Source organism: Lactobacillus sp. UMNPBX1, assembly GCF_002554085.1.
Lineage (GTDB): Bacteria > Bacillota > Bacilli > Lactobacillales > Lactobacillaceae > Lactobacillus > Lactobacillus crispatus.
The window spans coordinates 1-16,602 of record NZ_PCZI01000013.1; the positions used below are offsets into that span (position 1 = coordinate 1).

The following is a 16,602-nucleotide window of genomic DNA, read 5'->3' on the forward strand; positions in this document are numbered from 1 at the left end:
GGACTTGAGCTTTTTAATTATTTATTCAACTTACCGCAAAAAATTATACACTTAGGTGGTATTTGTAAGTGTCAGTATTTCCGCAATACTTTCAACTTTCCAAAAGAAACATTATCTTCCCGTATGATTCTTGCAATTGTTGACTAAGTTGTATGTGCACTTTTAGCTAATCCTGTTTGTATTAGTCCTGCTTTTTTCCTGCTTCTAACGAAGTATATGCAGTTTCCAATTTATCCTTTTCTGATTATTTTACATGCTCTTTGAATGTTAGTACTTACTTTACTTCTTAAAACGTCATCCACCTGTAACCAATGCACTTAACTTTTTTGCTATAAAATTTGGTTGAACGAAAAAAATCGTTACTCTCATTTGTACATTTAGAGTAGCGATTTTTTTACATCTTGTTTTTCTTGCGTATGCAAGTTGTTCTTTTATCTATAGCTGTATAATATCATGCTTTTCTACTTTTAGCTAGCATAGAAATTGATGATTTATTTTTATTAGGTCTGTATGAACTTCAAAAAGTCAATAAGACATATTCTGAAAAACTATGCAGCTAACACGTAGCTTTTTCAGGTAGAAAAATCCCGCCTACTTTAGTAGACGAGATCCATGAAATAATATTAATATTCCTCTTCAGTAAGGGTACAAACTATTTAATTAAAAATCGTTACTTAAAAAGTACTAGTAATTGACTGATTCCATCTGGCATAGTAAATTCCTCCTCGTATGTATAATACCTACTTTACTATTATTAATTGTATACTATTTGCCAAAATTTAGGGGTCAAAAAATAGCCCTCAATCTAATGAGGACTATTTAAAACTAGACTAACAAATTAAGCCTTATAACGTGATTCACCATTCAAGTAAGTTTCACTTAAGGTCAAATCTGGATTCAAAATCAAGAAGTCGGCATCCTTATCTGGTGCGATTGTACCGCAATTGTCCAAGATATGGGCACTCTTAGCAGGAACATAACTAGCCATCATCACTGCCTTTTCTGGAGTAACGATATTCCAGTCAACTACATTCTTAACGGCTTGCTTCAATTGCAAGATAGATCCAGCCAAATTGTCGCCGTCCTTAAGACGAGCCATGCCATCTTTTACATAGACTGGCAATTCACCCAACATGTAGTCGCCATCTGGCATCATGCCAGCTTCCATACAATCAGTGATCAAGGCAATGTGTTCTGGACCAACGGCATTAATCAAAGTCTTAGCCATACATGGTTGCACATGGTGGCCATCACAGATTAATTCATCGGTCACATTATTAAGTGCCATTGCCGCGTTAGAAATTGATGGCGTATGGTGGCTTGGATCAGGCATCCCGTTAAAGGTATGAGTAAACATGGTTGCACCTGCTTCAATGCCTGCGACGGCTTCTTCAAAACTAGCGCTTGAGTGACCTAGGACCACAACAACGCCTTCCTTAACGGCTTCACGAATAAATTCTTTGGAACCTTTTCTTTCAGGAGCCATTGAAATCTTCTTCAGCATCCCGTTAGAAGCGTCCAGCCACTTGTTAAATTCATTAATATCGGGATCCATCATGTACTTAGGATTTTCAGCTCCAGCATGTTCTTCCGTGAAGAATGGTCCTTCAAAGTGAATCCCTTGAATCTTTGCCCCTTCTTCTTGTCCTTGATGGTCCGCAAACATCTTACAAATTCTAGTTAAGGTATCGCTTGCAGCAGTGATCGTTGTTGGCATCCATGAAGTAACCCCCGCACTAAGCAAGCCCTTAGAGATCTTATTGATGCCTTCCCAGTCACTCTTCATTACATCTTCTCGCAATGAGCCGTGAATGTGGGTGTCAACTAATCCTGGTGCAACCCATTTGCCAGCATAATCGACAATCTCACCTTCTAGCTTTTTGCTTTCTGGATAGAAAAAGCCAAACTTGCCATTATCTTGAACTTCAAGATAGCCGCCGTTTTCTGTTCTGTTTTCTAAGAAAAATTTATCTGCATGAATGTAATAAGTCATAAATATCTTCTTTCTTTATATGTCTAAATCGTAATTGTTAATTTAATTATATCTAACAAAATTGGTAAATACCAGTTTTAGTACAATTGCTTAAGAAGTTTTTTGATTTTTAGTTATAATATAAGGTAGCAAGTTTAAATAGGAAGAATAAATATGACACAAAACCAAATAGAAAGACATCAACTAGGCCAACTTATCGGTGCCAACAAACGTGATCATTATTATGAACTTCACTACTCCACCGGCGATATTGCTCGTCTTTATATTTTAGCTGACGGGATCTTCAGATATTTTCTCGATCCAGCTAAGAAGTTTGACGAGAATCACTCATCTTTTGTTGACCTGTCTCAATTCAACAATGACTATTTTGAAAAATCACAGCCTAAGGCAACCAGCGATTCCTTAATCATTAAGTCTGGCAATTATCAACTTATTTTCCAACAAAAGCCAGCCGTAATGAGCATCTTTGACGAGACGCTGCACCGCAATCGTTTGGTTCAGCTGAGTCCACTTGAATTAGGCAATGATCAAACTACCGAAATTTTGAAGCAACACAAGAATGAATTTTACTTTGGTGGCGGGATGCAGAACGGCTACTTCAGTCATAAAGGTGAAATCATTTCAATCAAGCGCGACAAGATTACCGGTAAAGGCGGCGTTTTGACCCAAGTGCCATTCTTCTGGGCTAACTCCGGCTTTGGTGAATTGCGCAATACTGAGAGTGCTGGCAATTATGACTTTGGTAAAAGCAATCCGGATGCCACTATCTTGAAGCACGACACCAACATGTTTGATACCTTTTATCTATTAGGTAATTCACCCAAAAATATTTTGGCAAAGTATTACATGTTAACGGGTAAGCCACTGATGCCACCTAAATATGCACTAGGATTAGGTCATGTTGGCAACTTTTTAACTACCTTATGGCAACCTGGTGAAGCTAAGGAACGTAATGCTGTCATGTTTGAAGACGGTAATTATTACACCAGAACTAACAAGCCAGAAGATGCTAGTGGCAAGGGCTCTTTGAATGGCGAAGAAGAATATCAATTCTCAGCACGGGCAATGGTTGATCGCTACCAGAAGCAGCATTTTAAATTAAGTTGGATCGTGCCTAACTATGATGTGCAAGAAATCAACGAAGAAGCCATGGCTAGCTTCAGTGAATACGCCGCTATGCATGACGTTAGCGCTGGTCTTTGGAGTCAAAACAACACACCGAAGGCTTCACCTGATACCACCTTTATTCAAACGGACACAACCGATCCAAAAGTATTGAAAAATGATGCGCTAATTTTACGCAACAATTTGAAGCGTAAGCGGCCATTGATTTTCTCTAATACTGGTATTGCTGGTAGTCAAAATAGAACAATGCTAGCCTTTGGTGACATTGGCGGCAACTGGGAAAACATTCCAACACAAGTTGCTGGCTTTTTGGGGGCTAGCCTTTCGGGCCAGCCTTTAGTTGGTAGCGCCGTTGACGGTACCGCTGGCGGTGGTAATGCTCAAATTGCCATTCGTGATTTTGAATGGAAGGCATTTACCCCAATCCTGTTCAACTTAGACGATCAAGGTAAATTTAGTAAGACCCCATTTGCTTACAATAGTAAGATGACGCAAATTAATCGAGCCTATTTAAAACTACGTGAGCAATTGCAGACTTACTTATATACCCTAATCTACCGCGCTCAAGTCGGTGATCCAATCTTGCGGCCATTATTCTTGGAATTTCCACATGAACAAGTCAACTACACCCCACAGGTGGGCCATGAATTTATGTTAGGGCCTAACTTGTTGATTTCGCCAATTGTTAACGGTCGCGAAGATGGTAATGGCAATTCAAGAAAAGACAACCTTTACTTGCCTAATCACAGAACAATGTGGGTTGACTTATTTGATGGCAAAAAGTACTTGGGCGGTCGCGTTTATAATAAGCAATCTTACCCATCCTGGCATTTACCAGTATTTGTACGAGGCGGAGCTATTTTTGACCTCGGCGAACGCAACTATGTCCTCTACCCTCAAGGCAAGAGTAAAATGGTTACTTACGATGATAACGGCTATAACGACTATTCAAGAAACCATGTAGCTACACAAATCACGAGTGATTTAGAAGCAAGCAAATTGACGATCACCATCGACCCAACTCAAGGCGATTTCAATACTTTCCAAACGGAAAGCACCACCAACTTGAACATCATGTGTGACGGTTATCCTGATGGTTTGACTGTTAAAATCAACGACAAGGAAATTCCAATGCAAGAGTACGGTACCGTTGATACATTTGCCCATGCTAAGGAGGGCTTCTTCTTTAACACAAATTACAGCTGGATGCCTGAGTTTGATCAATACCAAGAAAAGAAGCAAACTGCTCTACAAATTAAGTTAGCTAAACGCGATATTACCGATTCTAAGATTGAGATTACGATCAGAAACTTCAGATATGGCAATGAAACTTTGGTTCACGCTATTACGGATTCACTGTTGCGTTCACCAAAACAACCAATGGTTGATCCAGACAAGATTAGCTCTCATTCATTAACAGTAGTTTGGCCGCAATTAACCGACCAAGTTCAAATCGAAGTTAACGGCATTTTACATGATGGCATTGATGGTAATTCATTTACTTTCCATGAACTAGTGCCAAATACCCGCTACACCCTGCGTTTGCGTTATGTAGCTGGCAACAAAGTTTCAGAATGGTCAGATCCGTTTGGCGCAATTACCAAGCCCGATCCGATGAATTATGCAATCAGCGATATTCGCACTACTAGTAGTTTAGCTAGTCCTAAGGATCACCCAATTGATTATTTGACTGATCTAAAATTAGCCAGTGAATGGGAAACTATTGATGGTGTTAGTGAAGACAAGCCACTTGAATTAACCTTTACGTTTAATCATTTGGAACACTTAAGTCGGATGGTTTGGGTACCTAGAAAGATCGATCACCAAGGCGATCCTGTTGAAGTTAGTGTCGAGCTTTCAAGCGATGGCGTTAACTTTAAGCCATATGGTGATCACTTAACTTGGAAATCTGACAGTAAGAATAAGGTTGTTGGTTTAAGAAATGTCGATGCCAAAGCTATTAGATTAAAGGTTTACAAGTCATCTGGACCATTTGTAGCTGCTAAGGAAGTTATTTTCTTTAGAGATAAAAAGTAAATGATTCTAATAAAAAAGAGTTCTCGTGCGAGAACTCTTTTTGCTTATCTTATTTTCTACTTTTCTTCATGCGATGCTTCTTAACTAATGACGAAACCCATCCGCTAATGAAAAATAGAGAAATTAGCACGAATTGTGCGTCAATCGAGTATGCGAATAGCTTAAAGTTAAGAACCAGCGTAATGATTAGCCACACGCAGTACACCGCTTCAAAAGGCATAATCATTCGGTCAATTTTTCTATTCTTGACGATAGTGTGATAGATATTGTCATTAGGGTTAGAAGATTTTTTATGCTTCACATAATTCGCCCCACTCACTCTTTAGCCATTCCATTGCCAAGTTGAACCAGTGCGCCGCGTGCGGATTATCCTGCCAATCTTGACCCTTAGTTTCCACATTGTGACGAGCCAATGAAAAGCCGTGGTAGCCATGATTAAACAAATGAGCTTCTGCTGAAACTTTATTCTTATTCAAAGCACCAATATATTCAATCGAATTTCCGATCAAAACCACCGGATCATCCCATGCCTGAAAAATAAATGTATCGGGCGTTTCACGTGTAACACCTAATGCACTATCCAAAATATCTTCCTCTACAGGCATTTTTGCTTTTTGATCTTCTGGAATCAGAAAACCAATCTTTTTAATATCAATCAGCGGATAGCCTAAGATTGTCTTATTAGGTAAAACATCAGTCTTATCAAAATCATACTTTGTCTGATAATTTTTATTTAAAGCCATATTATTGGCTACACTGACCACATGACCGCCAGCAGAAAAGCCAACTGTTAAAATCTTATCTTCATCTAACTGATACTCATCAGCGTGGTCTCTGAAATATTTCACAGTACTTAGAACATCTAACCCAGCATCAGGGTAAATTTTACCTGGATCTTGTACTAAATTATATTCCATCACAACACTATTAAAGCCCTGGTTATTGAATGCTAATGCTACTGGTTCGCCCTCTCTTTTTGATAAGTGATTAAAGCTACCACCTGGTACTACAATAGCTAGCGGGCGCTTTTGCTCAACCAATTCAGGATTATGCTCTAGCGCATATGTATGAACTTGATATTCACGATTATTAAAGTTAGTCAGCGTCAGATTTTCTACTCTCATGTTTTGGTCCTTTCTTGCTCATTCCTCTTGATAGCATAAATGATGATAGTGGCACTGTTAATATAACCCCAATCAAAGAATACATGATAATTAACGCTTCATTTACAAAAAGTTTTTCATTTAAAACTTCACCAAAGGTATAGTGCAAACGGAAGTACCATAAAAATAGCGATAAAAAGCTACCAAACATTCCAAATAGAATCGTGTTCATCGCTGTACCCAAAACATCATTACCAATCGCTGTCCCAGAAGCCATTAACTCCTCTTCACTAATAGCAGGGTTATGCTTCTTGATTTCTAGCAAGCCCGAACTCATTGCTACCGCGGCTTCCGCGATTGCACCCAAAGTTGAGAAAATCGCCACTGTCACAGCAATCATCGGATAACTCAAGCCCGGCATCTGCGACAAGCCAACCAATAACTCTCCTGCCTCTGGTCCTAGTCCTGCAGCTTGAGCCAGGTATTGACAACCCAAAATAAAGAGGCTAATAATCAAACACACTAAGAAGGAAGAATAAAATGAATTCTTTGCTACCGTATAGTCATGAGTGCCTAAAAAGATAATCGTAACTAGCTTTAAAGGAATAAAAATCAGCGTCAAAATTGCAATGTTAATTCCCCATGATATTAGCATCGCCACTAAGATCAATAGAATCGTATTAATTAGCACACTAAAAAAACTACGAATTCCAGTTTCACCACCGACGATTGTCATTAAAATCGCTAAGACAACGATCAATGCAAATAATGTACTCATTTATTCTCACCTTCTTTTTTAAACAAACTCTTCCAATCGCGTTTTTTCAAGAAGAACAAACTGCATCCTGTCGCAAAAATAACCGTCAGAACAATTCCGATTGCCGAAATCACACTTTGCGTTGCCCCCAGCGACAGAGTAAAGCCAAAAGTTGAAGCTAAAGTATTATTATCACGCAAGTACAAAATAGTTTCTGGCAGCGCACCGGCAATAAAAATTAAGACCAAGACATTAATCAACGGTCCCATAATTTCTTGCCCCATCGTTCGACCACTATGAATCAACTGTCTTATCGTAATATTATTTTTAGTTTGAATTAATTCATACAAACTAGAAATAATATCGGTCGCCTCATCCATTACTGCACCTAGAATTCCAATCAAAGTCTGAGCTAAAAACAAGCCTCGTGGATCTTGCGTTGCATAGTCACCGGTCTCATATTTCATTTCCGATTCACCCGTTAACCTCATGATCACGTAGCACAAGGCAAAAGAAACAAATACTCCTAGCAGCGTTGCCAACCAAGTCGCCAACATTTTTTTATTCAAGCCCTGCACAATGAGCAAGCTAAAGAATGAAAAGACGATATCAGCTAAGCCAAACAGCAAAATAATGTGGGCGCCATTCAAATGCACATCCCAAATGATAATCAAATAAAAGATCAGCCACGAAATTACCATTGACACAACCAGCGAGAGTGAGTGCTTCCCTACTGCAGCCACCATCAATGCTAAAGTGATTGTCACTACCAAAACTAACACCCAATCACGCTTAGGATTAACGATCGCTGGATCACCCTTCTTGATATTGACAAAAATTCTCTGACCTGCACGATACTTTTGCGTCGTCAATTGCGAAGGATAATACACGTTTTTAGTCGTGTAAGTTTCGCCCTTGTGCTTACCCGATAAAACTTTTAAGTGCAAAATTTGTTGGCGAGTTTCATCCGCATTTTTATACACATCTTCACTTTTTTCAATCAAAGTATCCTTGATCTTGCTATCGGTAATCACGGCAACGTCGTCCTTGTGGTAAATATCAGTGGCAAAATAGGACAAGACCGTCAATAATGCTCCTACAATTGCCACGATAACTGCTATCGTATAGCGCTTTTTCCATTTAAATTTCATTACTTCTACTTCCTATTAATTGTTATACGCCTACTGTAAAACAAAAGCTGGCCTTTTGTTAGGTCAGCTCTTGATTCTTAATCAATTTGTTTAAAACTTAAAGATTTTTTGCCACCAGTGTTCCTTTTGGTCCGTTAATTGCATATCTTCTAGTGTACGGTGAACATTAGAAGTGGCTCGCTTCTTGGCATTTTCCTTTGCCTTAGACATAATCTCGTCATGCATTTGTTCTTGACTCTTATTCATGTCTTTTTTAACTTCAGCGCGCTTTTCTTCTTCACTCTTCGGTTTAGGTTCATCCGCACTCACAATTCCAGAAATATCTGGCAAAGCCGCAAACTTATCTAAATCATCTTGTGGCGCAGCTAATTGCTTTTGTGCTTCAATTAAATCTTGATTTTGCTTTTGAATGACATTCAATTGCTTCTGCAAAGAATTAATTGCCTCATTTTGATTAGAAATTGTCTTTTGCAAAGTGTTAAGCAACTTAACCACCTGCTCAGTATCCATTACATCGGTACTGTTATAAGCGGGCTTAGGAGCTGGTTCTTTAGTTTCAGGTTCAGGTTTCTTTTCACTAACAGCATAGATTTGACGAGCGGCTTCTTGCAAAGTTAAGCCACTATTTTTAGATAAACGGTGAAAAGCCTTTAAGTCATCAATATCTTTTTGATGATACAGACGAGCCTTTTGCTTAGTCCGAGCAAAATAGTCGCTCTTGCCGGTCACCTTCTCCACGATTAAAGAATACTTTCTTAACGTGGCAACACTAATTCCTAATTCTTGTGCAGCTGCTTTTGGTGCAGCCAATTCTTCAAAATCATGCTTGTTAGTCGTCATTGAAATCTACCTCTATATTTTTGGCGTTTAGTCATGCTTGTGAAGCAAAGTTTTCTTATGATCAAAACGATCCATACCTGCTTCGATTAAGCGTGTAATCAATTCGCTGTAAGGAACACCTGCTTCTTCAAACAACTTAGGATACATACTGATATTAGTAAAGCCTGGTAAAGCGTTAACTTCAGTCAAGACTACCTTGCCACCTGGAGTAAGCATTGAGTCAATTCTTGACATGCCGCTGCTTTCGGTAACTTCATAAACTTTACGGGCATTGCTTCTTACAGTATCGATAATTTCTTGTGGTAAATCTGCTGGAATTTGCAACTTAGAAGTTGAATTGTCATTATATTTATTCTCATAAGTATAGAATGAGCCTTTAGCATTGGTAATTTGTCCAACACCTGCTACAATCGGCTTGTCGTTACCCAAAACGGCAGTTTCAACTTCAGTACCAGGAACGGTTTCTTCAACTAAGACTTTATCGTCATATTTGAATGCTTCCTTTAAAGCGGCAGCATATTCATCGGCATTAGTTACATGACTAACCCCAACTGATGAGCCTTGGTTAGATGGCTTAACAAACATGTCGCGGCCTAATTTTTCGGCTACTTTTTCATAGTCAAGCTTATCGTTATTCTTATCGTTGTATTCAAAACGCTTAATTGAAATCCAATCAGCGACTGGAACACCAACTCTTTGAGCTAAAATCTTAGTAAATTCCTTATCCATGGTAACAGCAGCACCTAAGACGTCGTCACCAACAAATGGCTTATTCATTAAGCGGAATAAGCCTTGTAAGACACCGTCTTCACCTAAATTACCGTGAACAATTGGGAAAAAGACATCAATTTCTGGTAAATTTTCTAATTCAATTAAGTTAGAAATGTTGTTAACCTTATGTGGGTTCTTAACTTGGTATGAAGGATCATCTAAAACCTTGAAGCTTTCTTCTTCATTAGCAAAGTAGCCTTCATTAGTGATCCAAATTGGGTGCACATCAAACTTATCTTTGTCGATTGCCTTATAGATGTTGCGGCCTGAAACAATTGATACTTCATATTCTGATGAATTACCACCAAAAATCAAACCAACTTGTAATTTTTTAGTCATTATTTTATACCTCTTTTAAATGTTCCAATCTTTAATTATACGCAAAGAATACCAGAAAAGCGCAAAATAGTGGAATATTTTTCACTAAAGCCTTTTCATTGGTTATAGTTTATAATGAAAGGTATACTGACAACCATAGAAGGGAGTCTAAAATGCTTCTACGGAAATTTTCTATTGCCGCTGCCGCAACTTTATTTATCCCCCTCGCCGGACAAGTTACACAAGCAGCGACATTCACAACACAAGAAGTTAACGAAGTTCATAATTTTCAAAAGGAATATGCGAACCTTGATAAAACTAGTTATAGTGCCGCAAATATTTATGCTAAAAAGCCAAATCTAAGCAAAAAATTTAAGGTAGGTCGCTTAGATCCAAAATACATTAAAACGCAAACAGATTATATCAATTACTATCGATCATTGTTCAGTCTGCCCGCTATCTCGACTACTGATACACTTAATAAAAACGCGCAGATTACGGCTGCTGTAATGGCCGCAATTAATGCTAACCCATTCATTAACCAACATGGTTTACCTAGTGAAACTAAGCCAAGCAATATCTCCAAATTTGTTTGGAAGCTAGCTAAAGACACTTCTGAAACTTCAAATTTAAACTTTAATGTTTCACAGCAAACCGCTGGGGATGTGATCACTGACTTAATTACTGACCATTATAATTTAACTGGTTCAGATACCGGTCACCGAGCTTGGCTACTTTCAAGTCGTTTAACCACTACAGGCATTGGGGCAGCTTATGGTACAAATGGCTACCGCTATTCCGTTCAAAAAGTACTAAACATTAATGATACTTTTCGTCCTGCTAGTCAGCCGGTAGTTGCTTATCCTAGCATGCGTCTTTTCCCTATTGAATTGCTTCAAGGGAAAAATATCATGTGGTCGCTCTATTTATCAGATAGAACCATTAAAAATAAGCCAACAATTACTATCACTGATTTAGATACTAAAGTTGTTACTACTGCAGCTCATGTTAAGAATTACAGCTCCTGTGGCTACGGCAATTTTAGAACGATCCTAACTTATTCACCCGCAAATACTAACCTAGTTGCAGGACATGAATATGAAGTTGACGTTAAAGGCGTGCAGAAGTACAGATTCAAGCTATTTAAGCAAGATAGTACTAATGACACTACAAATTATCAAGTTCAGCAGGATACAACCAACACGCCGACCAATCAAGCAACCACTAATTTAAATAGCGAAACAGATGTGCGATCACCAATTTTACTTCAAAACAAGATTTTACGTGCTGTCATCATTCCAAAAGCCACTGCTTTGCCTAATAATCAAAACACCTTTTTTAATGCATTAATTCAAAAAGGATGGCATCAAAATTTTTTCGTAAGACAGTACGTATTATCAAACCCCATCATTACAGATGAGTAAATTAAAAGGCCCAAGCAATGCTTGAGCCTTTTTGATTATAAAACTTTAGATAAGAAATCTTTTGCACGTTCACTAGTAGGGTGTTCAAACACTTCCTGTGGCGTGCCTTTTTCTTGTAAATAGCCATCAGCCATAAACCAGACCTCATCGGCTACTTCTCTAGCAAATCCCATTTCGTGAGTTACAATCACCATTGTCATTCCCGAATTAGCTAAATCTTGCATTGTTTTCAAAACTTCGCCAACCATTTCAGGATCAAGAGCACTTGTAGGCTCATCAAATAGCATTACTTCCGGATCCATTGCTAGGGCTCTAGCGATCGCCACCCGCTGCTGTTGACCACCTGATAAACTAGCTGGAAATTGTTTTGCACGATCGGCCAAGCCCACCTTTTCAAGTAAGGCTAGTCCAGTCTTCTCAGCTTGAGCTTCACTAACACCCTTGACTTTCATCGGTGCCAACTTAATATTTTCAATTACATTCATATTAGGAAAAAGGTTAAAGTTCTGAAAAACCATTCCCATCTTTTCCCGCAATTGATCAAGTTCCTTACCATCCTTTAGACTAGCCAAGTCTGTTCCATCAAAAACAATTTTACCAGCCGTAGGACGCTCTAATACATACAGGCAACGCAAGAAAGTACTCTTACCTGAACCAGATGGCCCGATAATACAGATAACCTGGCCCTTATCTACTTCCGCAGAAATATCTTTCAGAACCTCATTTTTGCCGAAAGTTTTCTTCAAATGTTGGATATCGATCATTTTAGTCATTGTGTTTCATCCGTCTTTCGAAATAATTAAGCAATCTAGTTAAAGTAAAGGTCATGATAAAGTAAATAATCATGGCAATGAATAAAGGTAAAACACCACGGTAAGTCGAAGTCTGAATCAATTCCGTTTGGTACATTAATTCAGTTACCCCAATAACTGAAACCAATGAACTGTCCTTCAGCAGGGTAATAAATTCGTTTCCTAGTGCCGGCCAAATATTTTTCAAAGCTTGAGGAATAATTACATAGCGGTAAGCCTTAGCTTGAGAAAGACCTAATGATCTAGCCGCCTCAGTCTGTCCTTTAGCTACTGAAGCAATACCAGAACGAATGTCTTCTGCAACGTAAGCACCAGAGTTCAACCCAATTGCGATAATCCCCGCTACAACAGCTGACAGGTTAGAAATTAATGCTCCAACACCAAAGTAAACAAATAAAATTTGCACCATTTGTGGCGTACCACGAATGAATTCGATATAGCAAACTGCAATCCAGTGCAGCAATTTATTCTTGGACAAACGCATTAAGGCTAAGAGCATCCCTAAGATGATCCCGATTAACACTGAGAAAATCGTGATCACGATGGTATAGCCAACTCCCTTAATAAAGTAAGGAATATATTTAGTCATCGTGTTCGTCTTCTGCGCTGTCTTCATATACTTAGCTGCTTCAGGCAAGTATTTCTTATTAATCAAATCTTTTTGTTCAACGCGATTAATAGTCTTATTCACAGCAGCTACTAAGTCATTTTGTCCTTTAGCAATTGCTACTGCGTTACCAGCTTGTTGTTCACGCAAGTCACTTCTCACAGCCATCAAGCTATTGTCGTTTTGTTGGTAGGCCTTAGCAGTCATTTCTTCCATGACAATGCCAGAGATCTTATTAGATTTTAATGCCAGAACTAAGTTATTGATTTTGCCTAAGCCTTTAACCTTAGACTGTTTCATTTGCTTTTGAATCAAAGAATACTGAATACTACCAGTTTGCGCACCGACAGTTTTACCAGCAAAATCTTTAATTTTTTGTATTTGGCCTGATCGCGTTTGTCAATTAAGAAATATTCGCCACTTGGCTTGTAATAAATCTTAGAAAAATCAACGCTCTTCTTTCTCTCGGGATTAGGTGTCATAGCCGAAATAACCATGTCTACCTTGCCTGTCTCTAGCGCTACCAAAAGTGAATCAAAGCTCATGTTTTTAATAACTAGCTTTGCATGTAAATCCTTGGCAATATCTTTTGCCAACTCGATATCAACCCCCACATATTTGGTATTGCCATTTTCACTGGTAGTAAACTCCAGTGGCGGATAATCCGCTGAGGTGCCCACTACTAATTCTTTCGACTGCTTAATTTTTTTCATCACTGAGCCAGTCTCAACCTCCTTATTGGCTGCATTAACAGGCTGATTAAACAAAAAAAGAGTCGAAAGCATAGTAATGAAAGCAAGAAAAGTCTTTATAATTTTAGCTTTTTTCATAAACTCGCCCAATTCTTTTAAAATATAAACATATGAAATTTGTTAATTATTTTTTAATTATAAAGAAAGATGATTCTTTGTGCAAACAAAAAACGTAATCATTCTACAGATTACGTTTTCTCATTCTTATTTAGCAGCTGTAATTTGCCATGGTATCGCACAAATGATGTAAATAATTACCCCAGCAATTACATATTCCAAAAAGACGCTACTGCCAATCTCAAGCAAAAAGCCAAATTCGATATTATCGACATTAAAGATTACTGGCACAAGTGCTAACAAGCCTGAAATCAAAATTAGCCAAAAACCTGCCCACATGCCAGCAGCCATCGTATCATGAATCACCATTCGAATTGTAGCCCGCGACTTCATATCGTTGAGTAGCGAAACCATTGTAATAATGGTAACAATAATTATTATCAAATTAACGATAAACAATAAACCAGCAATATTTGCTCCTAAAGTGATCACACTTAAATTGAAGGCTTTAATAATCGCGTAAGGTGCATTAGTTCCCTGCTTTTTCAGTTTACGGTTAACTTCCTGTGCCCCACTTGACGAGCCTTTAGCAATTCCTTGATCGATATCGCTTAAAATCTGATTAGCCAGTGGCAAACTAGTAACCTTAAACCAATGAATGCCCAAAGAATAATCAATAATATGGTCGGCAATTGGTTGAGTTTGCGTATCCGATAATAAGTTTGAATTATCTTCACTATCTGCATTAATCAAATCAGCTAGGCTATCATAATTTTTATTCACTTGGCGAACAACTACTGCCCTATTATAGCTAGTCCTAATCTGTTTTTTCATAAAGATTGGATTTAAAAAAGTAGCTGTAATCAATGACAATGCAGCAATCAAAAAGATGACGAAAGCCAACAAACGTTTATATTGGTTATTTTGCTCATAACCCATTCGTCGCAAATCAGCTCTTTTGCCTTCAACCATGGCGACTCCCCTTTAGCTGAAAATTTCCTTGCCTTCATCGAACATTGTATCAATTGCTCGGTGAACAACTTCCATATCAGCAGTTTCAATAATTTCATGTCCTTCTTTTAAGGCTTGATCAATTTCTTCAGAAGAACAATGCAAGAAACTGAACATCAACGCACTAGTTGCATAGTTAGCAAGAGCTTCGGCCGTTAAATGGTGCTTTTGGCGATCATGATATAGACGGCCAATACCACTAGTTACAAACGCAATTCCTGTCTCAAGTTCGCTTTCGTCAACGTTAATGTCATCAAATAAATGATTTTCCTTAATCCATTCATTAAGCATGATTCCCCAATTATCTAGGGTAGCATTGCTAACAAAAGCTTCAGAAATAATACGGTCCAAGCCCTCATCGTGCATCCCCAAGATAGCAATCGTATAAATAAATGCCTTAGTTCTAGCATAAGGAAGATTGCTATTAGCCATGTCATAATTATTAACTTGTTGACCTAAAGTATTAAAAAGATTGTGGATAATGTCGTTAGTTAACTTAGCCTTATGAGGATAGTATGACTGCAGTAAGGATTTTGAAATGCCTGATTTTTCTGCAATCATTTGCAAAGAAACATTATCCATTCCATTTTCTCTGATCAGATGGAAAGTATTACCTAGAATAACTCTCCGTCTCTTCATGTTTTTCCGTCGTGCCATAGTCTATTCCTCTAACTTTCTCTTTTTCTTTCTATACAACACACATCAATTATATCAATCATTACTATTTAGACATAGTTTTATGACTTATCTACCCGATTTTTTGAATAAAAAATAATCCTCATAGTGAGGATCATTTTTTATTCAAATTATCAATAAGAATTTTACTTTAAACGGTTTTGTTCGTCAAAGATTTGGTGGATTGAACGATCATTGTATACATAATCGATACCACGAGCAAGCAATTGGTCTACGGAAATTCTGACCATTCTGTCTGGGTAGCGCTTGTGCTTAATGGTATCAGTAACTACGATTTGCTCAATTGGTAATTCATTAAGTACTCCAGTAGCATTCTTAGAAAGAAGTGCGTGGGTTGCGGCAACGTAAACTTTCTTAGCACCAGCTGCCAAAACTGACTTAGTTGATGAAGAAATACGTGAACCTGTATCAATCAAATCATCAATGATGATACACTTTTTGTCCTTAACATCACCAATCATGTCGTGAACCTCAGTATCATAGCGAGCACCTCTTTGATCAACAATTGCAATCGGTGCATTGAAGTATTGACCAAAGTTACGAGCAAGCTTAGCGCCTGAGTGATCAGGTGAGACTACAACGATATCATCATCTTCCTTGGTAGCAATTCCGTTATCTAAGAAGTATTGACCAAGAAGTGGAATGGCATGTAAGTGATCAACAGGGATATTGTAGAAACCTTGAATTTGTGAGGCATGTAGATCAACAGTAATTAAACGATCCATGCCAGTCAATTGAAGCAAGTTAGCCACTAACTTAGCGGTAATTGGTTCACGTGAACGAGTCTTGGTATCTGAACGTGAATATGCCAAGTATGGTACAACCACGTTAATTACATGAGCTGATGCACGTTGAAGTGCGTCCAAAACAATTTCAAGTTCCATAAAGTTTTCGTTAACTGGATCTTGGATAGATTGAATTACGAAAACATCACAACCTCTGACAGATTCACCAATGTTAACTTGGATTTCACCATCGCTAAAGTGGTGAACCGCAGTTTCGATCAATGGTTGGTGTAAAATTGCCGCAATTTTTTCATTTAATGCAGTGTTACCACCTAAGCCAATAACTTTCATTGGGTGCAATAATTGATGAAGTTCTTCCTTGTTCATTATTTACCTCTTCTGAATAAAAATCGTATACACCAC

At 38.2% G+C, this 16,602-nt stretch carries 12 protein-coding genes and 1 pseudogene; 2 read left to right on the top strand and 11 right to left on the bottom strand.

Annotated elements, in window-relative coordinates; all coding sequences use genetic code 11:
* Nucleotides 1-838: 838 nt before the first annotated feature.
* On the bottom strand, nt 839-1,993 hold the full coding sequence (gene nagA, locus CP352_RS07400) for an N-acetylglucosamine-6-phosphate deacetylase (protein WP_089145349.1): 1,155 nt from the start codon (nt 1,991-1,993) through the stop codon (nt 839-841).
* Between the two features lie 153 nt (nt 1,994-2,146).
* On the opposite strand from nagA, the gene CP352_RS07405 reads away from it, so the two are divergent.
* Complete coding sequence (locus tag CP352_RS07405) at nt 2,147-5,155, top strand: TIM-barrel domain-containing protein (protein ID WP_089150902.1); 3,009 nt, start codon at nt 2,147-2,149, stop codon at nt 5,153-5,155.
* Nucleotides 5,156-5,445: 290 nt separating this feature from the next.
* Here CP352_RS07405 and CP352_RS07415 read toward each other — a convergent pair whose 3' ends face one another.
* The 5 genes from CP352_RS07415 to CP352_RS07435 all read right to left on the bottom strand — a co-directional run bounded on the left by CP352_RS07415 (nt 5,446) and on the right by CP352_RS07435 (nt 10,116).
* On the bottom strand, nt 5,446-6,279 hold the full coding sequence (locus CP352_RS07415) for an alpha/beta hydrolase (protein ID WP_089150903.1): 834 nt from the start codon (nt 6,277-6,279) through the stop codon (nt 5,446-5,448).
* Nucleotides 6,251-7,036, bottom strand: coding sequence for a YibE/F family protein (locus CP352_RS07420; protein WP_089145621.1), 786 nt, complete (start codon nt 7,034-7,036; stop codon nt 6,251-6,253). Before CP352_RS07420 ends, CP352_RS07415 begins: the two co-directional genes overlap by 29 nt.
* Nucleotides 7,033-8,166: a YibE/F family protein gene (locus CP352_RS07425; RefSeq protein ID WP_023487953.1), complete on the bottom strand. Its 1,134-nt coding sequence runs from the start codon at nt 8,164-8,166 to the stop codon at nt 7,033-7,035. Before CP352_RS07425 ends, CP352_RS07420 begins: the two co-directional genes overlap by 4 nt.
* Nucleotides 8,167-8,256: 90 nt before the next feature.
* Nucleotides 8,257-9,006, bottom strand: a complete 750-nt coding sequence (locus CP352_RS07430) for a MerR family transcriptional regulator (protein WP_013085684.1) — start codon at nt 9,004-9,006, stop codon at nt 8,257-8,259.
* 27 nt (nt 9,007-9,033) lie between these two features.
* Complete coding sequence (locus CP352_RS07435; protein ID WP_089150904.1) at nt 9,034-10,116, bottom strand: D-alanine--D-alanine ligase family protein; 1,083 nt, start codon at nt 10,114-10,116, stop codon at nt 9,034-9,036.
* A gap of 152 nt (nt 10,117-10,268) precedes the next feature.
* On the opposite strand from CP352_RS07435, the gene CP352_RS07440 reads away from it, so the two are divergent.
* Entirely contained in the window at nt 10,269-11,519 is a 1,251-nt protein-coding gene (locus CP352_RS07440; protein ID WP_089150905.1) for a CAP domain-containing protein, read from the top strand.
* A 35-nt stretch (nt 11,520-11,554) separates the two neighbouring features.
* Here CP352_RS07440 and CP352_RS07445 read toward each other — a convergent pair whose 3' ends face one another.
* The 5 genes and pseudogenes from CP352_RS07445 to CP352_RS07465 form a co-directional block, all read right to left on the bottom strand.
* On the bottom strand, nt 11,555-12,292 hold the full coding sequence (locus CP352_RS07445) for an amino acid ABC transporter ATP-binding protein (protein WP_089142975.1): 738 nt from the start codon (nt 12,290-12,292) through the stop codon (nt 11,555-11,557).
* A pseudogene (locus tag CP352_RS07450) lies at nt 12,285-13,768 on the bottom strand (ABC transporter substrate-binding protein/permease). Before CP352_RS07450 ends, CP352_RS07445 begins: the two are co-directional and overlap by 8 nt.
* A 126-nt stretch (nt 13,769-13,894) precedes the next feature.
* Complete coding sequence (locus tag CP352_RS07455) at nt 13,895-14,719, bottom strand: hypothetical protein (protein WP_005718333.1); 825 nt, start codon at nt 14,717-14,719, stop codon at nt 13,895-13,897.
* 12 nt (nt 14,720-14,731) lie between these two features.
* A complete protein-coding gene (locus tag CP352_RS07460) occupies nt 14,732-15,415 on the bottom strand; it encodes a TetR/AcrR family transcriptional regulator (protein ID WP_061204365.1) in 684 nt (227 codons plus the stop codon).
* 164 nt (nt 15,416-15,579) lie between these two features.
* On the bottom strand, nt 15,580-16,566 hold the full coding sequence (locus CP352_RS07465) for a ribose-phosphate pyrophosphokinase (RefSeq protein ID WP_089145627.1): 987 nt from the start codon (nt 16,564-16,566) through the stop codon (nt 15,580-15,582).
* Nucleotides 16,567-16,602 lie beyond the last annotated feature (36 nt).